The sequence below is a fragment of the Methanothermobacter sp. K4 genome, from assembly GCF_022014235.1.
Taxonomy (GTDB): Archaea; Methanobacteriota; Methanobacteria; order Methanobacteriales; family Methanothermobacteraceae; genus Methanothermobacter.
In genome coordinates this window covers 539499-557278 of the sequence record NZ_JAKLTD010000001.1, presented here as the reverse complement: position 1 = coordinate 557278, position 17780 = coordinate 539499, and the positions used below count along the sequence as shown (strand labels likewise).

Sequence of the window (17780 nt, the reverse complement as noted above, 5' to 3'; positions counted from 1 at the left end):
TAAAAGGGTTTTATGCTGGAATTATTTTCCAGCTGGTATGATGAGGTCCCTTTCACCCTCTGGCATGAACTCCCTGAGGGCACCTGCTGCGATTGACTTCCTTGGTGATGTGAAGTCAAAGGCGAGGTCCTTATCTGCAAATGCAACCTTTATGAGTGGGTTTGTACAGAAGGCGTCTCCCCTTGCAGCGTGTGGTGCCTGGGCTATACCTGCGTACTCTGGCTGGTGTCCCACGTTCATGGCGTAGTTTGGATAGTTAGGTCCACGGAGTTCGTGTATGAGTCCCTCGTCGCTCCTGATTGAGAGTGAATTGGATGCACCGCACTGGTCCTGGAGGTCGTAGCCGTAGAATCCGAGCCTGCTGTGGGCCTCCTTGTGGAGTATCTGGCTGAGGTACCATCCGTTGATACCAGCATTTGAGTTTCCTGTTGCAAAGGCTGTGGAACATCCTGCTGCCGCGGCTGCAACAGCTGCCCTCTGTGATCCTCCAAAGTGGTCCTCGAGGAGTGTTGGGTATTCCTCGTACTGTTCGAGGCTGTAGAGTGTGACCTCTGTTGAGATGTCCCGGACTACGTCCATTGTTGGTTTTGTTCCGCAGATTCCGTACTTGTCATCCACGTACTCCATACCATAGTAGACGAAGTCGTCCAGGATATCATCGGTGTAGGCTGCTGTTGCGTACTGGGTGAATCCAACACCACCTGACATGTATGATCCGAGCCATACCTGGTCGTAGAGTGCTGCTGCACCGGCTATGACCTCAAGTGAAACGTTCGCAGGGTCATCTGAAACCCTTGAGGCCTGAACTATATCTGCAAAGGTACCGAATGCCACTCCACCTGGCTCGTTTGGTCCCCTTGCCCTCCTGGCAGGCATTATTGTACCCATCTCTATAACGTCTGCGTGTTTTGCAGCGTATGAGAAGTCAGCGATTGCTGCTTCACCTGCACAGAGTTTGTAGGCGGATATGAAGCTCATACCGATCTGCATTGCAGACCATCTTGAAACTGTACCTCCGTCACAGGTCCTCACGACTATTGTTGGGACCCTGTTAACCTGGTATGTCCTGTTTCCAATGTAGCTTTTGATCTGCTCGGCCTGCTCTTCAGGGAACTCCTTGTTTATGTCTATGAGTATCCTCTTGTCCAGCTCATCTGCCAGGTTGTCGTCGCCTGTGAAGATCTTGGCGTAGCAGTCCTCCACGAGTCCTGGGTGAACCTCCACCATGTGTTCCTGGACCACTGCACCTCCTGGGAGGGCGTGGTTGATTGCCTCCATGTACTCGTTGATTGTCTCGGGGGTTACCTCCACACCCAGCCTCTTCTCAAGGACTGCGTGTGCTGTGTCCATACCCACTATGACTGTCCTCTTTATGTCGTCCACCATCTGCTGGATGGCTGCATTGTTCACAAAGTGGAGGTCGTCACCTTCAACATAGGCGTCTGTTCCTGAGACTCTGTATGCCATGAGTTTCCTCTGACCCAGTGGCACACCTATGTCTGGGTTGTAGAATGGTATTCCACCCCTCTTTTCAGCCGCCTTCTTGGCGTACTCTGTAAATTCTTTTTTACGTGCGGACTGTTCCCATCCGCCGAAGCAGTAGAAGTTTGTGTATTTTTCGTCAGGGTCCTCCCCCTCAAACTTCTTCTTTAAAGCCTTAAGGAATAGTTTCTTTTCATCCATTAATCATCACCTAGCCTTTTTCTTAGGTCATCCTTGAATACGTCCATACCGAATCCGCCCAGGGTACGGCCGGTGTGTATGTTTTCAACAACTTCAATTGCCTCTTTATCATCCCTCATAGCGATGTTGTCCTTCCTGTAGATTGTGGTGATCTTCTTGAGTTCATCCTCACCGAGGGGCTGGCCCATGTCCACTGGCTCGTCAAGGGGCCTTCCAACCTGGTCCTTGACGTAGACCACGTGGCCCTTCTCCTCATCAAAGACGTACCTCTGGAGGGCGTCGAACATGAGACCGTTTTCATCGAGTCGGAGGGAGTGTCCGTGGACAGTTGCGCCCCTTATACCTGTTGTTGCAGGGTCGAAGAGTTCTGTTTCAACCAGTTCCTTTGAGACTCCCTCAAGGTCCAGTTCCCTCATTTCAATGACCTGCCTTCCTGAGAGTGTACCTGTGTCAACACCGCGGTACCTCCACATGTAGGTCCTTGCCCTGTCATAGGGCTGGGCAGGTGCATTGTACATGGAGTCTGCGAACTGGATGTACCTGACCCTCACACCTTCCTTTGCACCCTGTATGGGTTCAACCATGTCCCTGACGATGTCCTCCTCGAAGTCCATCTCATCCAGTGGTGGGTGCACTGACTTGTAACTTTCACCAGGGTTTCTGTGTCCCAGGACCTTAACCAGGTCCTCGTCTGATACTTCCCTTAATTTACGGAATTCGTAATCAGGGTCCATGTGTTTTCTTCTGTTTTCAGCTATCTGGGTTTCTCCAGGAGTGTACTGGGCTTTGTAAGACATATCATAACCTCACAATCATTTTATGTTAACAACGGTGTCCTTCACCCTTGAACTTGGATCAGCCATACCTATTATCCTGGGATCGATTTTGTCCTCAAAGTTGAGACCGTATTTGAGGTAATCGGATATGGTGATGTCCTTCTTTGTGAAGGCACCTATGAATACCTTATAGGGGCAGGGGAGCACTTCATTCAGGATTTCATCGATTTTATTCATGTTCTCCTCCAGGGCCTCCGGGAGTATCCCGACTATGACCTCACCGACCTTAACGCGGAGTTCAACCTCCTCTCCACGTACCTTTATCCTTCTCCGGTCGCTGTGTTTAACCTCGGTGCCCCTGGCAGGTCCATAGTATACCCTGTCGGGTATCGACGGTCCATGAACCAGTACCCTGACTATACCTTCAAGCCCGTAGATTCTGTTCAGCAGTTTCTCAACGGTTTCTGGTTTCAGGAGCCTCTGGGGAAATATTTTAACATCGACGAATCCTGTTTCCTGCATTTTAACTCCCCATTTAAGCCTATAACTGGTCCTTTATCTCTGCAGCACCTTTTGCAACGTTGACTATTGGTTCTCTGAAGTAGTCTATTTCGCTGTAAACGGATCCTATGAGTCCTGATGTCTTTTCAACTGAGAACATCTGTGTTCCTGCGTCAAGACACATGGCTGCAGCCACGCATGGCAGGGCGAATCCCTTACTGTGCCTTGTTACGACGTGGTTTCCGTGGAATATACCTGGACCTCCTCCACCGTAGATGGAGTGGCTGAAGAATGAGAATCCTACTGCTGTACCCATGGCCCTTCCGAAGTCCACACCTGGGAGGCCTGTCTCGTATTCAAGTATGTCGTTGTAGTAGAGCACTGTTGATGCAACGCCCTGGGCTGCCCTTGCTGCTCCCACGTTGACTATTGTTGCTGCAAGGAGTCCTGTTGCTGCGTATGCATTCCAGAGCGCCCAGTCGGCTGGTTCGTAGACCTTGTAGCCTGAGTTCATCTCCCTGGCCACCTTAACGACTCCGTCCTCGACTGCCCTTTCCACCAGTGAAGCTATCACTGTACCGACTGTACCCTTACCGTTCTCCTTAACCAGGTCAAAGAGGAGGTTGTTGGCGTTGAGTCCCTGGTATGCAAGTCCAAGGAGGTGCATCCTTTCGAATGCTCCGACAGCGTCACCTGTTTCGAACATTGCTGTCTGTTCGAGTATGGATGATAGTGCTGATGCGTTGAGTGTGTTCTTTCTTGTGATGGCAACGACGTGGTTTGCCATTATGTTCCTGAGACCGTATCCAAGTCCCTCAAGGAGCACTGGTGGTCCGAGGAGTGTTGAGAGGTTGGCTCCTGTGAAGTCCACTGTCTGTGGGTACCTTCCCATTACAGCTGTTTTAACCGCGTTTGCATCGAACATGTCCACATCGAATTCGTCGATGATTGCCTGTACAACGGCCGCCCCTGTGACAAGTGCTGAGACAGTGTAGTCTGCGGCTACACCCATCCTTGTTGTTGGGACCTGCACCAGGATCTGCTGACCGTTGTTTATGAGGCGTATGTTTGTGTCGTCGTCCTCTGAGGTCTGGACGAGTTTTTTGACCTTTTCAGCGATTGCCTCTGCGTTTTCAACGATTGGAAGTTCAACTTCCCTTCCAGGGATGAAGTTGGACTTTCCTCCAAGAGCTGCCTTCTTGAGGCTTCCCTCGATTCCAGCGAGGTTCACTGCAACTGACCTCTTCACGTCGCTTACCAGGTTTGCTATTGTCGGGTTTTTAAGGGGGCTTACTGCTTCAAGAGGAACATCCTCCTCAAGGAGCTTACCATCTGCCCCATAGAGATCTATTCTGTCTTCATACATTGGCATGGTATTCACACCTCTTGGTTTTTATTTGTTTATTAATAAAATTTATTAATTTATTATTGAATGTGAGGGGGTTATGGGATCAGGGTTTAAGTGACTTGACAGGGTTTCATGGTTTTAAATGTGTTCATCCCAGATTCGATGTCTCGAAATGGGCCTTCAGGTTATACCGAAGTTCATCCTCCAACCTCCAGAGCATAGCTCATTATAGAACAAGCCATACTGCACATATCGGTATTAATCTGTATTAATCCAGATATAACCGCTTATGCTTCATTTTCTGGACATCTATGACTCTATTGAATAAGAAAGAAGGATAATATAAATGTTTTCAAAAGAAAAAAAAGAAAAATTTTAAATATGAAAAAATATTTTTCATAAAAATATTATTCTGGATAATAACACGTGGTGTGTGAAGTTAAGGATCATCCTGAAAACAAAAAAAGAAGTGGGTTTATTTGAGTGACAGTGCGCCCTTTGGACAGGCAGGTATGCACTGGTCACAGAGTATACAGAACCCTTTAAGTGGAACCTTCTCATCGGTGAGTTTCAGCATGTCGTATGGACAGGCCTCTATACAGTCACCGCACTGGTCACAGAGGGCAGGGTTGTACTGGATCCTCTTCCTCTTGACAACCTCACCATCAATGACCTTGTCCATATCCACAAGGCTGAGGGCGCCCTTTGGACATGCCATGGTACATGCACCGCAGCGTGTACACATGGCAAATGATGGCTCCTCATCCACCTTCTCATTGTCAGGGAGCTTCATGCCCTCCTTCGTTACAACCCTTATTGCATCGTTGGGGCAGATGTTGGCACATGCACCGATGAAGTCACATTTTCCTTCATCCCAGACAAGGCCCTCTTCACTTGCAGGTTTGGCGGGTCCGAGTTCCACCTCAAGGTCTATGGCATCCACTGGACAGAGCTGTTCACATAGTCCGCAAGCTGTACAGATGGCTGGAAGTTCAACTGTAAGGTTTGATGACTTTGGAACTATGAAGTCACCGGGGCATGCCTCCACACAGGTGTTGCAGCCTATACATGCCTCTTCATCCAGCTCGAACTTCTTGATTTCCTTGGCCCTCTTCTCTGGTTTTTTGCCTGAGATGTAGACGGCGTTCCATGGGCAGGTCTGTGCACAGACACCACACTTTATGCAGGTGTCCTCATCGATCTCTATAACTCCGCCCACCTTTTCAAGGGTTATGGCATCCACAGGGCATTCAGGGACACACATTCCACAGCCGACGCAGTCAGCAATGAATATGGGTCCTTCGATTTCCAGTTCAACCTTTGCTGGTTCCTTGATGCCCTCAACGCCTATGACACCCACAGGGCAGATGTCAACGCACTTCTGGCACATGACACAGAAGCCCTGAAGCGGAATCTTCTTGACCTTGCCACCGTCGAGTTTGAGGATCTGTGGAGGGCAGACCTCCACACAGTCCCCGCACTCATTGCACTTATCAGGGTTGAAAACTATCCTGCCCTGCGTGTTACCTGCCTCATCAACCACCAGGTCCTCAATTTTGAGGGCGCCAGTTGGGCAGGCATCGACACACTTGGGTTCCCCGCCGCAGATGTCACAGTAGATAACATCCTCCGGTGTTACCTCAATGGCTGCGGTAGGGCAGGTCCCCTGGCAGGCACCACACCTTATGCAGTCCTCTTTATTGACAACTATCATTTTACCACCTTTACCCGGGTGAAATTAGATCCTTTTTACAAGGTCGCCTTCACTGTCGTATACTTCCAAGGTGGCAAGTCTCATCTGACTGTCAATGGTGTGTGTTGCGCAGGAGAGACATGGGTCGTATGCCCTTATGACCATCTCCATGAGGTTGAATATCTTATCATCCACTTCAACACCAGGTTTGATGTAGTCCTGGGCAACCTTCTGGATACCCATCTCCATGGCAGGGTTGTTCTGAATTGTTGCAACAACGATGTTTGCCTTGGTTATGAGGCCGTTCTCATCACATGTGTAGTGGTGTGTGAGTGTTCCCCTTGGTGCCTCAACTATACCCACACCGTCGCCTGCCTGCCTTTCAAGGGAATCAGGGAATTTTTCTCCTGATAGGTCTCCTTCAAGTGCATCGACTGCGCATTCAGCACATGCGAGGAGTTCTATGAGCCTTGCCCAGTGGTAGAGCAGTGTCTGCTGTGCGTATCCAAAGTTGTCCTGGAACTCCTTGAAGTGTTCCTGTGCCTTTGGAGCTGCATCAGGCATCTTGTCTGCCACGTTGAGCCTTGAGAGCGGTGAGACACGGTAGACACCATCAGGGTAGCCCAGGTCCTTTATGTATGGGAATTTGAGCCAGGAGTATGGTTTAACGTGTTCAGCGATGGTGTCAGCGTAGTCTGCTGGTTTGAACTCCCTGAACATGTTTCCTTCCTTGTCCTTTATCCTCACTATACCATCGTAGACGTCCCATACACCGTCCTTAACAAGACCTGTGTGGTATGTCTCGATGTTACCCAGTGAGTTCACGAGGTCAATGTTCTCCTCGAATATTGGAACTGCAAGTTCAAGGGTGGCCTCTGCAAGTTCAACGTTCCTCTGGGCCTTCTGAAGGAGGTCCTTCTGTGTTTCATCGTCCAGTTCTGTTGATATACCCCCTGGTGTTGAGGAGGTTGGGTGAATTGGCCTTCCACCTATGGCCCTGACGATTTCCAGAGCATTTTTACGTAACTCTATGGCCTGAAGAGCAACATCAGGTGCGTCCTTTATTATCTGGAAGACGTTCCTTGTCTTCCTGTCCTTACCTGCTATGAAGTCAGGGGCTGCAAGGAAGTAGAAGTGCAGGGCATGTGAGTGCATGTATGAGCCCCAGTTCATGATCTCCCTCATCCTGTAGGCTGCAGGAAGGACATCATCAGGTTCGAATCCAAAGCAGGCGTCAACAGCCTTTGCGGCTGCCAGGTGGTGCTGCACGTCACAGATACCGCAGATCCTTGGAACTATCCTTGGGGCTTCCTCTATGGGTCTTCCCTGGAGGAATTTCTCGAATCCACGGAATTCCATAACATGGAGCCTTGTGTCCTCAACATTACCTGCATCATCGAGGTGTACGGTAATCTTGGCGTGACCTTCAATACGGGTCACAGGTTCCATTGTGAGTTTAACCATCTATTTACCCTCCTTCTTTATTTTCATTGGTATGAGTGCTGCTGGAAGTGTGAATGTGTAGAATGTTCCAACAATGTCATCCAGCTGTTCAGCCACTTCCTCTGGGTCGACGGTCTTGTCCTCCTCGACCTTGTAGTCAGAGGCTATAGCACTTATCATTTTGGCACCCTGGTCCTCTACACGTGCTGTTGGACCGTAGCAGCCACGGCATGGTATGGCTATGCTCGGGCACTCTGCACCACAGATTGATATGGTTGCTGGGCCCATGCAGATGAGTCCCTGTGGTATGAGACAGAGGTCATCCTCTGGTTTACCAACCTCGAACTGCCTCTTTATGAAGTCCATTGCAAGGCCCTCTGGTGGTTTTTCCCTTGGGCAGACCTCACAGAGGTTTGTGCTCGGCAGTTCTATTTCTTCGCCCTTGAGGAGTGCAAGAACAACCTCGGCGACAACATCGGATCTTGGTGGGCATCCTGGAACTTCAAAGTCAACGTCTATGACTTCACCAAGTGGCTTAACCCTTCCCTCAAGGTGTGGTACCTCTTCGGATGGTATGACACCCTCTTCGTTTGGTGTTGATATGGAGTTGATGTAGGCTTCCTCTATGACCTCCTCCTTGTCCCAGAGGTTTCTGAGGCCGGGTATGCCGCCGTATACAGCACATGTACCGTAACTTATGACAAATTTGGCCTTTTCCCTGAGCTCCTCTGCGAATTCCCTGTTCTCATCGTTTACGATTCCACCCTCGATGATAACAACATCGAGTTCAGGAATTTCATCGTATTTTGTGTCCATTAAAACAGGGCTGAATTCAAAGTCAGCAAGTTCCATGACATCCAGAAGTGCTTCGTGTAAGTCTGCAATGGACAGGTGGCACCCGGAGCATCCTCCAAGCCACATTGTTCCTATTTTTGCCTTTTCAGCCATTTAACATCCTCCTTATGCTTCAGCTAGCTGTTTTTTGATTGGTGATGGACCAAGGGCCCTTATCCTGTCAACCATCATCTTGACGGTTTCGGCGAATTTTTCACCCTCTGATGCGGATATCCAGTCGTGGTGGATCCTTTCCCTGCCAATTCCAAGCTCATCTGCCAGTTTGTAGATCAGCCTCATTCTCCTGTCTAGCTTGTAGTTTCCTGCGTCGTAGTGGCAGTCACCGTGGTGGCATCCTGTTACGAGGACACCGTCAGCGCCTTCCCTGAATGCCTTGAGAACAAACTGTGGCTCTATCCTTCCTGAGCACATCACACGGATAACCCTAATGTTTGTAGGGTACTGCATCCTCGCTGTTCCCGCAGTGTCCGCTCCACCGTAGGAACACCAGTTACAACAGAACATCACAATTTTTATGTCATCTTCAGCCATAGAGTTTCCTCCTTGCTTGGGTTGTACTTATAATTGTACTTGGTATATGGTTTAGGAGTGGCAAGTATAAAGGTTACTTATGAAACAATTTCGAAAATTTTATATATGTGGTTAAAATTTTTATTATTTTTAATACCGCCATCTCCCCATTAAACCGTTAGATGATGTTCATACAAGTGTCACAGCGTCTCTGAATTTCCCGGAAATTTTTGCAGCGATCTCCGGGATGGTTGTGGACACTATGGCTGAATCAGAATCCCTGTACGCATCCGCGTCACTGGAACCTCCACAGCGAACCTCTGTTTTAATTTCTGATCTGAGGTTATCCACGCTAACCCATTCAACCCAGGGGTCACTGTCCACAAGTACGAATTCATCCACCATTCCATCAAGTTTCTTTGCAATCACCCATGATACGAATCTTGCACCGAAGATTGCCACTGTTCCATGTATTTCACCGTTTCTGGTCATCTCAGCAAGCATATCCACGTCCCTCTTTATATTCACCCGCTCATAGAGCGGAGTTGAGGGGAGGCATGCCCAGTGGGCATCACCCACATATGTATACCCTATGGTTTCTGGATAAACATTTTCTCTTCCTGAAGCCTTCACTGCAGCTGCAAGGGCCTCAAGCTGGGGCTTCTGTACTGGCACGGGTGTTAGAGCAGCCTCAACCTCCTCCCTCATTATCTTCATGACCCTTGGGAGGCCAAACCTGCCCCTTCTTGCTGAGCCGGGACTGTAACCGCACATGTAACCATGGTGGTTCTTTGGAAAACCTGTTATTATGGCATTCAGCCCTGCCCTTAGCCCTATACGGCACTCATCCTCATATGCACCGTTGGTTGCAACGATTCTACCTGGTGTGAGTATTCTTGCTGCTGCAACCGCCCCTGCAAAGGCGTCAAGTCTGTCAGATGCAAGGTTGAAGGGGCCGCCCTCAAGTACGAACACATCGACCCCCATATCAAGTCCTGCCTCAAAGCCAGATATGAGGTCATCGTATCCGTCTCCAACGAACATTATGGCCTCAACACCCTTACCATGCTTCCTTGCAAGTTCAAGGACCTCGCTTGCCTCATCAAGTGGTGCTGCATGGGTTTCAGCCCCCTGAACAGGTGTAAGGTTAACCGCAACAGAGGATGCAAGTTCAACCCATTCATCCCTGTCAGGTAGGCCCTCCTTTTCCTTTTCAAGGAGTCTTGAATGTATCCTTTCCCGGGGACAGCCCTCAAATGGGGGCCCCTCTAGGTAACACTGACCTCCACAGCCGGTTATTGATCTGGGGAACCTCATGGGGCCGTATCTTCCAAAGTGGTCAAGGTCCAGGGGGACCTCGGTGGTCTCCCGCACCTCCCTCATGAGATCCACAGGCCTCATGCCATAGTTCTCGGCTATATCTGCAAATGCATAGGCACAGACGTGTATCGTTGCACCTATCGTGTCTGAAAGGATGCAGTTTCCAATAAGATCCATCCTCTCAAGGTCAGATGCACAGGTGCCCACAATGATCTCTGTGAGGTCACAGCCTAGGGGGAACCTCTTGAAGGTGGCTCCCAGTTTAATCTTATCCTCCCTTGAAAGGTCAGAAATTGCATCCACCACCGCGGTGATATCCCTGTCCATTTTCATGATTTCCCATGCAGTTTCAGGATTATCCACTGCTTCCCTGATGATATCGTGCATATTGTTTCACCTTTATAGGTCACTGTGATTCACTCTGATACTGGATGTTATAAATTTTGACAAAAATTATGGGTTAATAAGAACATGCGGCTTTAACCCATAATTTTAATACCTGCTATTTTCCTGCCCTCCTCAGTGGCCCGAGGGATTTTACAGTTTCATAGAACTCCTGCATTGTTTTCTGAAATTTTTCACCCTCTGATGCCGATATCCACTCCCACCTGAACCTTTCTTTATCTATACCAAATTCAGGGAGGATATCCTCAATGAAACGGGCCCTTCGTTTCCATTTATAGTTTCCTGAATCATAGTGGCAGTCCCCTATGTGGCATCCTCCCACAAAGACACCGTCTGCACCCTCACTGAAGGCCTTTAGTATCATCGAGGCATTGACCCTTCCAGAGCACATCACCCTTATGATACGTACGTTGGGGGGGTACTGCATCCTCGCTGTTCCCGCGGTGTCCGCTCCACCATAGGAGCACCAGTTACAGCAGAACCCGACTATCTTTGGCTCGAAACTCATCTTATCACCTCTAATCCTTCTCCCCGCTGTACATTGGGGGCAGTTCTTCGCTCACCCCTGCTGTGAATCCTGTTCTTTCACGGTATTTTTTCTGTATCCTGTGGTAGATCCTTGCAATGGGTATGTCCATTGGGCAGACATCCTCGCACTGGCCGCAGTTTATGCAGCTGAAGCCCATGTGCGAGAGCCTCACCCCCTGGAATGTGAGGGGGTCCGGTGCCTTTTCATCTGAATCCCTGAGGTAATCCCTTTCAAGTTCACATTCCCTGCAGAAGCATACTGGACAGGCGTCCCTGCAGGCAAAGCAGTTTATGCAGCGCTTCCAGTACTCATTCCATTCATCCAGTGATGGGTATTCCTCATCAAGGTATTTATCCTGAAACTTCCTGGCCATGCTGATCATTGCATTTTCTATTTTTTCCCTTATCTTTACCATCTTCTCAGAGGGTTCCTTCACCTCAATGTATCCGCTGCTGCGGGCACCGTCAATGATATCCTGACCTCTTTCAGTGTTGACCTCTATGAAGGTCCATCCATCCTCTGCACCCCAGTTTCCACAGGCTATGTCAGCGTTACGTGGTACCATTATTTCGCAGCGCTGACAGTTCTCGCGTCTGCCGAAACCCTCCTCTTCAAGGTAATCGATTGATATCTCCCTGTGACTTCCATCCCTGAGTTCCACTATGAATTTACCCTTATCGATCTCCTCACTCACAACATCATCAGGGTCTATCTCATAGAAGGTCTCTATCATTTCCCTGGCGGATACCGGGGCGAGGGTCCCGCCGCAGTTCAGACCTATCTTGTATACCCTATCAGGGTCTATCTGGTGCCTCTTCTCAAGTTCCCTTATGGCCATTGCATCACAGGGTTTTACAGCGACAGCCAGCCTCATGTCACTTAGATAGCGGGAGATGAGGTCCCCGAACATGGTGGGTGCGCAGTGCAGCGAACCACATGTCGACACTATATCCGATGAATCCTCAAGGAGGACGGGGATCCCATCGTACACGTCATCTCCCCTTTCCAGTGTTAGTACTGCATCCACGACTTCCCTATCCAGCATGTACTTGAATATGGCTGTCACTGCTCCGCCACATTCTCCTCTTCTCTGAATCTCCTCATCTGTAGCCCTTGCAAGGAGGTACTTCATCTCAATCACCTGCCCTGAGTATTCTTTCAAATATTTCCATGTCTGAGAGGACCCCTTCGGGTGCCTGCAGTGCGGGTTCAAGTTTCACCGTGTATCCTGCTGTGCTGGTGTATGAACCCGCTTTTTCACACCATGCTGCCGTTGGAAGGAAAATATCAGGTGCCAGACCTTCAATTCTTATGGACTGGAGAATGAATTCTCCTGATACATCCACTGGCTCTGCAACTGCACCGGGATCTATTAACCAGACAGAATCAAATTCCCTTGCATGAACCGGGGGCAGGTGCTGCATCACACCCCTTGTGTTGAAGTCCTCAAAGATGGGTAGAACATCAAATTCATTTTCAGATGAGACCTCAAGAACAGGTCCTATGATTTCAGGCATTTCATGTGTTATTATAATCAGAGACCCCCCTGGAAGTTGCTGGAGATCATCCAGGAGCTCCCTGTCATCTGAGAAGGTTCTGTGAAACCCTGAATTTACTGCCATCCTCGTGTCATCTCTTCTGTCATAGGATCTCACCTCTGCCCCGGCGGCCATCGCATGGAATATCCTCCTGCCTAGGAGTGGGGCGCAGGTTATGGCATCTCCTATGACCGCAATGTTATCATAGTGCCTGATTTTTCTTATATCAATTTCAGGATAATCAAATTCAGGAAATACCGTGATTACACCTGATTTTTTTACATCAAACTCTTCTATGATTTCTCTGAGTTTAAGTGCCTCCTCGGTGGTGATGGTTCCTGTTGTCAGGATGGATATGTCCTCTGATGAAAGAAGTTCTGTTAATTTATCCAGCGCCTCATCCCAACTGACTTCACTGAGTTTCCCTGATTTTTTAATTTCGGGGGATGTTACCCTGTCCATCAAGGGGATTTCATAGCAGTCCCTACCACTCCTGCAGGTCTTTCCCTCATTGACCGGGTGTCTCCTGTAAGGGTAGGTCCCAACAGGTGCGCCCCCCATCTCCACAAGGTTCACGCCGCAGCCTGCACTGCAGGAAGGGCATAAAGTGTGTTTCACCATCATTTTATCTAAACCTCCAGATTTTTCACCTTACCCTGGAACTCATCAATACTGAAAAGCTCATTCTGGACGCTGATGGTCCTATCACGGGTTATGTTGAATAACTCAACCATGATGTTAAGCCCCCTGTCGAGCAGAAGTTCTGATAGGTTTCCGGGCAGTTTTTCAGAATCTTCAAGAACAACCTTTCCCTCTATTTTGAATTTCAATGGTATTCCGCTTCCTGATTCCACATAAAATGTGTATCCCACTGAATCCTTCCCAAAATCTGTGTAGTCAATTTTCCAGTCCATGTCAAGGCTCAGGGCACACGATTTTGGATTCTTCTCGGGACGAAAAAGTCCAATTCTCTGAATCTGGATTTCCATACTTTCACCACAACCTCCGGTTTTATGCTCATCATAATTAACTGCTAATAAGTATTACATATATAAATGTTTCTAAAATAAAAAAGTGTCTGAAACGCCTTAAAAAGATTTATATGGATTTTTTATGCCTATTTTTTGAATTAAATTCCTTTAAATGATTAAAAATCTAAAAATACCATTAAAATGCCTTATAAACATGAAATTAATATTTTGGGTTCTGAAAATCAATTCATAATAAATATTTATTTTTTATTATTTATGCTTTTCTTGAGGGAAATCCCGAAAAATAAGGGTAAGGCACCTCACTTTAACCTTAAGGGCGCCTCCCCGATCTTCTGAATAAAATTAGAAACCAGTATGTGAGAAATTTTAATATTAATATTTTATGAACATCTTGCGATCTGGTACCTGCAGAAAAACATGTCCACAATGAACGACCTTCTTATGGATAACACTATATAGGACCCGCCATGAAAGGTTGCCTCCATAAAATATTCCATTTATAAGCTTTTTGGTTTAAAAATTATCAAAAAATATATTTATATTGGAAACCGATTAATCTGTACTACTAATAATATGAGTAGTATTACAGAAATGGAGTGATAGATATGAAACTTGCAATACTAGGTGCAGGATGTTACAGGACCCACGCGGCCAGTGGAATAACAAACTTTTCCAGGGCCTGCGAAGTCGCTGAAATGGTTGGAAAACCAGAAATAGCCATGACCCATTCCACAATAACAATGGGTGCTGAGCTTAAAGAACTGGCAGGTGTCGACGAAGTCGTTGTTGCAGACCCTGTATTCGACAACCAGTTCACAGTCATAGACGACTTTGCCTACGAGGACGTCATAGAGGCCCACAAGGAGGACCCTGAAAAAATAATGCCACAGATCAGGGAAAAGGTCAACGAAGTCGCCAAGGAGCTCCCAAAACCACCAGAAGGTGCAATACACTTCACACACCCTGAAGACCTTGGATTCGAAATAACAACAGACGACAAAGAGGCCATCGCAGACGCAGACTTCATCATGACCTGGTTCCCAAAGGGTGACATGCAGCCAGACATAATAAACAAGTTCATAGACGACATAAAGCCTGGCGCAATAGTCACACACGCCTGCACAATTCCAACCACCAAGTTCTACAAGATCTTTGAAGAAAAACACGGCGACCTAGTAACCAAACCTGAAACACTCAACGTAACATCCTACCACCCAGGTGCCGTTCCTGAAATGAAGGGACAGGTATACATTGCAGAGGGCTACGCCTCAGAGGACGCAATAAACACCCTCTTCGAACTCGGACAGAAGGCCAGGGGTAACGCATACAGGCTACCAGCAGAACTCCTAGGACCTGTCTGTGACATGTGCTCAGCACTGACAGCGATAACCTACGCAGGTATACTCTCCTACAGGGACTCAGTTACACAGGTACTCGGCGCACCTGCAGGTTTCGCACAGATGATGGCCAAGGAGTCCCTCGAGCAGATAACAGCCCTCATGGAAAAGGTTGGAATAGACAAGATGGAAGAGAACCTCGACCCCGGTGCACTCCTGGGTACAGCTGACTCCATGAACTTCGGAGCATCAGCAGACATACTCCCAACCGTCTTTGAAATCCTCGAGAAGAGGAAGAAATAACCGGGCCACGACCCAAAAAATTTATTTATTTTTTTAACCAACTGATTTATACTGATCCACCTGACTTTTATGTTCCCAAGCAGCTGAAACTGGTGTTAAATTGATGGATAAAATACTCAAAAAGGCGGCTGAGGGATGCCCCCTTAATGATAGCGAGATTATGCAGCTATTCCAGATAAACGGCCCGAAAGATTTTGCCCTTCTCATGGAAACAGCATTCAGCATCATGAAGGAGCACAGAGGGGTTATCAAGCTCACATCCACAGTCCACATAACAAATATGTGCCAGGTGAGGCCAAGGTGCGGCTACTGTGGATTTGCCGCCGGAACATCACGTAATGGATACTACAGTTCATTTTTCAAAACCGATGATGAGATCCTGGAAGCCGCCCGGATAATAGAAAAATCTGGAATACCCAGGGTCAGCTGCTCAGGCGCCCATGGATTCAACGGTGAACACGCTGTTAAGGCGGCGGAAATAGTGAAGGAGAACACTTCACTTGAACTGCTCATAAACGTTGGATCCGACCTTAACAGGGCTTCAGTGGAGAAACTTGCGGATTACGGTACTGATACGGTATGCTGTAACCTCGAAACCGTCAACAGGCAACTTTTCATGCGCGTTAAACCCGGAGAGAGGATAGAGGACCGGATAAGAGTCTGTGAACTTGTATGTGAAAGTGGAATAGAACTATCAAGCGGTCTACTCATAGGTCTTGGTGAGAGTTACGCTGACCGCCTTGCGCACCTGAGATTCCTTGGGGAATTTGAAACGCTTGGAGAGATACCCATCATGGGATTCAACCCCTACCCTGGAACTCCAATGGAGAACCATCCTCCCTGCCCCCTTGAGGAACAGATGAAGACCATAGCCATCACACGTATCATGTACCCCGATATAAGGATAACGGTTCCAACGCCCACCATAGGTCCTGAAAATGTCCGTTTCTCCCTCATGGCAGGGGCAGATAACCTTGCAACGGTTATACCCGACGGTTACCCCCATGATGTCAAGGGGGTCGGATCCCCTAGGTACGGGAACCTCAACGATGTGCTGAGGGTTGTGGATGAACTGGGGCTGAAGCCCCAGATATCGGCAAAACCCGCTGCGGATGGGCTTGCCCTGCTCTGATTCATTAATGGCGAGGCTGTAGTCATCAGATCAGCAGCCTGTGCATGCCCTTAACCTTATTAATAACTGGTCGGGTCATTAACTAATAGCCATTGAATAACCCCTGAGTCTTATCAACAAGCAGTGGTGTGGTCATGTTAGAGGATATAATAGCCAGCGCATACCTTGAATCTGCAGAGGATCGCCGTAGAGGAGACCGTGAGGAGGAAGTCAGAGAAGTAAGGGACTATATCATCGGCGCTCAGAAGATTGTCGTGCCAAACTGGAACCGTGAAAAGGTTGATGTGATAAATGAGGTCCTCAGATCCTTCAAACTCCACGAGGCAGAGCACCTTCAGTTCAACACCAACTGGGCGGACCTCACAAGGATGCCTGCCGTTACAAAGGCCCTCATGGCACTGGACATATCAGGGGCAGATCTTGTTATTGCCCGCGGACGGCTGGGGGTTCCTGGTTCCGGATCGCTCCTTGTAATCATGGACTCCAGGGGGAGGATACTTTCAGCTGCCATGTCACCTCCACATGTTATACATGAAATGGGAGTTCAGGATGCCGTGAGATCAGAGATGACCCATGCCCTTGAGCGTATAGGCTTTACCAGAGGATCAGAATGAAACACCATGAGACAGGCATAACCGAGACAGTTAGAACATTCTTCTCCACATACAGGGTACACGACATAATCATGCACATATCCGCAGTTAAATCGGCGGCGGTTATTGAATGGCTCACTGAAATCGATATGAACCCTGAAAGGGCCCTTATAATAGGCTCATACTTCACAGGTGCTGCGATTGCAGGTGCGCTTGACTGTGACGTGACCGTTGCAGATATAAACCCCCAGACACGTTTTATCCTTGATGATAAAGTGGATTTCCAGGAAGGTATTATGGACCTCAGGGGTCACTGGGACCTCCTGGTTGATACAACGGGCCTTGGGGGTGTCACAGAGGATGAACTGAGGGGCATCACTGCGAAAGCGTTCATCGTTGAGGACCCAACATCAGATGGCAGCGATGACACGATAAGGAAATTCAACAGGACATATGAAAGGCTCAGGATGGTTGAATCTGACATTTCAGGGGTCCTCCACACCTATGGTATCGGTTCCAAGACCTCAGGTACAATGACGCTTACCGTGGATGTTATGAGAAGGTCAATGGCCGATGCACTTGAATTTGAAGGTGTGCTCTATGCAACAGCAACCCTTGAATTCTTTGAGAGGATACTCTTTAAGGACAGGGACCCTGAAAGATTCCTGAAACGCCTTGAATCGCCTGCCCTCGTGGTTTCATCACTTGAAGACCTTGACTGTGATGGGATCATAGAAGGAAACCTTGAGATGATAAAATCAAGGATAATCCCTGAATAACAAATTCTGTTAGCAGTTTGAAGGTGATACCATCGGAATAGAA

The 17780-nt window shown here is 48.2% G+C and carries 17 protein-coding genes; 4 read left to right on the top strand and 13 right to left on the bottom strand.

The window, feature by feature from the left end:
- Positions 1-21 precede the first annotated feature (21 nt).
- The 13 genes from mcrA to L5462_RS02980 all read right to left on the bottom strand — a co-directional run bounded on the left by mcrA (position 22) and on the right by L5462_RS02980 (position 13590).
- Entirely contained in the window at positions 22-1683 is a 1662-nt protein-coding gene (gene mcrA / locus L5462_RS03040; RefSeq protein ID WP_237779332.1) for a coenzyme-B sulfoethylthiotransferase subunit alpha, read from the bottom strand.
- Positions 1683-2480 carry a coenzyme-B sulfoethylthiotransferase subunit gamma gene (gene mcrG / locus L5462_RS03035; RefSeq protein WP_013296303.1) on the bottom strand — a complete coding sequence of 266 codons (798 nt, stop codon included), beginning with the start codon at positions 2478-2480 and terminating at the stop codon, positions 1683-1685. The genes mcrA and mcrG overlap by 1 nt, the downstream gene beginning before the upstream one ends.
- A 15-nt stretch (positions 2481-2495) precedes the next feature.
- Complete coding sequence (gene mcrD, locus L5462_RS03030; protein WP_237779331.1) at positions 2496-2981, bottom strand: methyl-coenzyme M reductase operon protein D; 486 nt, start codon at positions 2979-2981, stop codon at positions 2496-2498.
- A gap of 19 nt (positions 2982-3000) precedes the next feature.
- Entirely contained in the window at positions 3001-4332 is a 1332-nt protein-coding gene (gene mcrB, locus L5462_RS03025; RefSeq protein ID WP_237779330.1) for a coenzyme-B sulfoethylthiotransferase subunit beta, read from the bottom strand.
- Between the two features lie 451 nt (positions 4333-4783).
- Positions 4784-6022: a polyferredoxin protein MvhB gene (gene mvhB / locus L5462_RS03020; protein ID WP_237779329.1), complete on the bottom strand. Its 1239-nt coding sequence runs from the start codon at positions 6020-6022 to the stop codon at positions 4784-4786.
- 24 nt (positions 6023-6046) lie between these two features.
- Positions 6047-7465 carry a F420-non-reducing hydrogenase subunit MvhA gene (mvhA, locus tag L5462_RS03015; RefSeq protein ID WP_237779328.1) on the bottom strand — a complete coding sequence of 473 codons (1419 nt, stop codon included), beginning with the start codon at positions 7463-7465 and terminating at the stop codon, positions 6047-6049.
- Positions 7466-8392, bottom strand: coding sequence for a F420-non-reducing hydrogenase subunit MvhG (mvhG, locus tag L5462_RS03010; RefSeq protein WP_237779327.1), 927 nt, complete (start codon positions 8390-8392; stop codon positions 7466-7468).
- Positions 8393-8404: 12 nt separating this feature from the next.
- Complete coding sequence (locus tag L5462_RS03005; protein WP_237779326.1) at positions 8405-8830, bottom strand: hydrogenase iron-sulfur subunit; 426 nt, start codon at positions 8828-8830, stop codon at positions 8405-8407.
- 168 nt (positions 8831-8998) lie between these two features.
- Positions 8999-10516 carry a 5,10-methenyltetrahydromethanopterin hydrogenase cofactor biosynthesis protein HmdC gene (gene hmdC, locus L5462_RS03000; protein ID WP_237779325.1) on the bottom strand — a complete coding sequence of 506 codons (1518 nt, stop codon included), beginning with the start codon at positions 10514-10516 and terminating at the stop codon, positions 8999-9001.
- 115 nt (positions 10517-10631) lie between these two features.
- Complete coding sequence (locus L5462_RS02995; RefSeq protein ID WP_237779324.1) at positions 10632-11042, bottom strand: hydrogenase iron-sulfur subunit; 411 nt, start codon at positions 11040-11042, stop codon at positions 10632-10634.
- Between the two features lie 10 nt (positions 11043-11052).
- The gene (locus L5462_RS02990) at positions 11053-12201 is read right to left on the bottom strand and encodes a Coenzyme F420 hydrogenase/dehydrogenase, beta subunit C-terminal domain (RefSeq protein ID WP_237779500.1); all 1149 of its coding nucleotides are present in this window, start codon (positions 12199-12201) and stop codon (positions 11053-11055) included.
- Positions 12197-13222, bottom strand: a complete 1026-nt coding sequence (locus L5462_RS02985; RefSeq protein ID WP_237779499.1) for a molybdopterin-dependent oxidoreductase — start codon at positions 13220-13222, stop codon at positions 12197-12199. The genes L5462_RS02990 and L5462_RS02985 overlap by 5 nt, the downstream gene beginning before the upstream one ends.
- Before the next feature lie 8 nt (positions 13223-13230).
- The gene (locus tag L5462_RS02980; RefSeq protein WP_237779323.1) at positions 13231-13590 is read right to left on the bottom strand and encodes a hypothetical protein; all 360 of its coding nucleotides are present in this window, start codon (positions 13588-13590) and stop codon (positions 13231-13233) included.
- 608 nt (positions 13591-14198) lie between these two features.
- On the opposite strand from L5462_RS02980, the gene hmd reads away from it, so the two are divergent.
- From hmd to L5462_RS02960, 4 genes are all read left to right on the top strand, one after another.
- The gene (gene hmd / locus L5462_RS02975; RefSeq protein WP_237779322.1) at positions 14199-15233 is read left to right on the top strand and encodes a 5,10-methenyltetrahydromethanopterin hydrogenase; all 1035 of its coding nucleotides are present in this window, start codon (positions 14199-14201) and stop codon (positions 15231-15233) included.
- A gap of 100 nt (positions 15234-15333) precedes the next feature.
- A complete protein-coding gene (gene hmdB / locus L5462_RS02970) occupies positions 15334-16365 on the top strand; it encodes a 5,10-methenyltetrahydromethanopterin hydrogenase cofactor biosynthesis protein HmdB (RefSeq protein ID WP_237779321.1) in 1032 nt (343 codons plus the stop codon).
- A gap of 134 nt (positions 16366-16499) precedes the next feature.
- Complete coding sequence (locus L5462_RS02965; protein WP_237779320.1) at positions 16500-16979, top strand: DUF3236 domain-containing protein; 480 nt, start codon at positions 16500-16502, stop codon at positions 16977-16979.
- Entirely contained in the window at positions 16976-17737 is a 762-nt protein-coding gene (locus L5462_RS02960) for a DUF1188 domain-containing protein (protein WP_237779319.1), read from the top strand. The genes L5462_RS02965 and L5462_RS02960 overlap by 4 nt, the downstream gene beginning before the upstream one ends.
- Positions 17738-17780 lie beyond the last annotated feature (43 nt).

Bases quoted from the DNA above. Each gene is read 5' to 3' on its own strand.
- mcrA (WP_237779332.1), bottom strand. From the start codon at position 1,683: ATGGATGAAAAGAAACTATTCCTTAAGGCTTTAAAGAAGAAGTTTGAG.
- mcrG (WP_013296303.1), bottom strand. From the start codon at position 2,480: ATGTCTTACAAAGCCCAGTACACTCCTGGAGAAACCCAGATAGCTGAA.
- mcrD (WP_237779331.1), bottom strand. From the start codon at position 2,981: ATGCAGGAAACAGGATTCGTCGATGTTAAAATATTTCCCCAGAGGCTC.
- mcrB (WP_237779330.1), bottom strand. From the start codon at position 4,332: ATGCCAATGTATGAAGACAGAATAGATCTCTATGGGGCAGATGGTAAG.
- mvhB (WP_237779329.1), bottom strand. From the start codon at position 6,022: ATGATAGTTGTCAATAAAGAGGACTGCATAAGGTGTGGTGCCTGCCAG.
- mvhA (WP_237779328.1), bottom strand. From the start codon at position 7,465: ATGGTTAAACTCACAATGGAACCTGTGACCCGTATTGAAGGTCACGCC.
- mvhG (WP_237779327.1), bottom strand. From the start codon at position 8,392: ATGGCTGAAAAGGCAAAAATAGGAACAATGTGGCTTGGAGGATGCTCC.
- L5462_RS03005 (WP_237779326.1), bottom strand. From the start codon at position 8,830: ATGGCTGAAGATGACATAAAAATTGTGATGTTCTGTTGTAACTGGTGT.
- hmdC (WP_237779325.1), bottom strand. From the start codon at position 10,516: ATGCACGATATCATCAGGGAAGCAGTGGATAATCCTGAAACTGCATGG.
- L5462_RS02995 (WP_237779324.1), bottom strand. From the start codon at position 11,042: ATGAGTTTCGAGCCAAAGATAGTCGGGTTCTGCTGTAACTGGTGCTCC.
- L5462_RS02985 (WP_237779499.1), bottom strand. From the start codon at position 13,222: ATGGTGAAACACACTTTATGCCCTTCCTGCAGTGCAGGCTGCGGCGTG.
- L5462_RS02980 (WP_237779323.1), bottom strand. From the start codon at position 13,590: ATGGAAATCCAGATTCAGAGAATTGGACTTTTTCGTCCCGAGAAGAAT.
- hmd (WP_237779322.1), top strand. From the start codon at position 14,199: ATGAAACTTGCAATACTAGGTGCAGGATGTTACAGGACCCACGCGGCC.
- L5462_RS02965 (WP_237779320.1), top strand. From the start codon at position 16,500: ATGTTAGAGGATATAATAGCCAGCGCATACCTTGAATCTGCAGAGGAT.
- L5462_RS02960 (WP_237779319.1), top strand. From the start codon at position 16,976: ATGAAACACCATGAGACAGGCATAACCGAGACAGTTAGAACATTCTTC.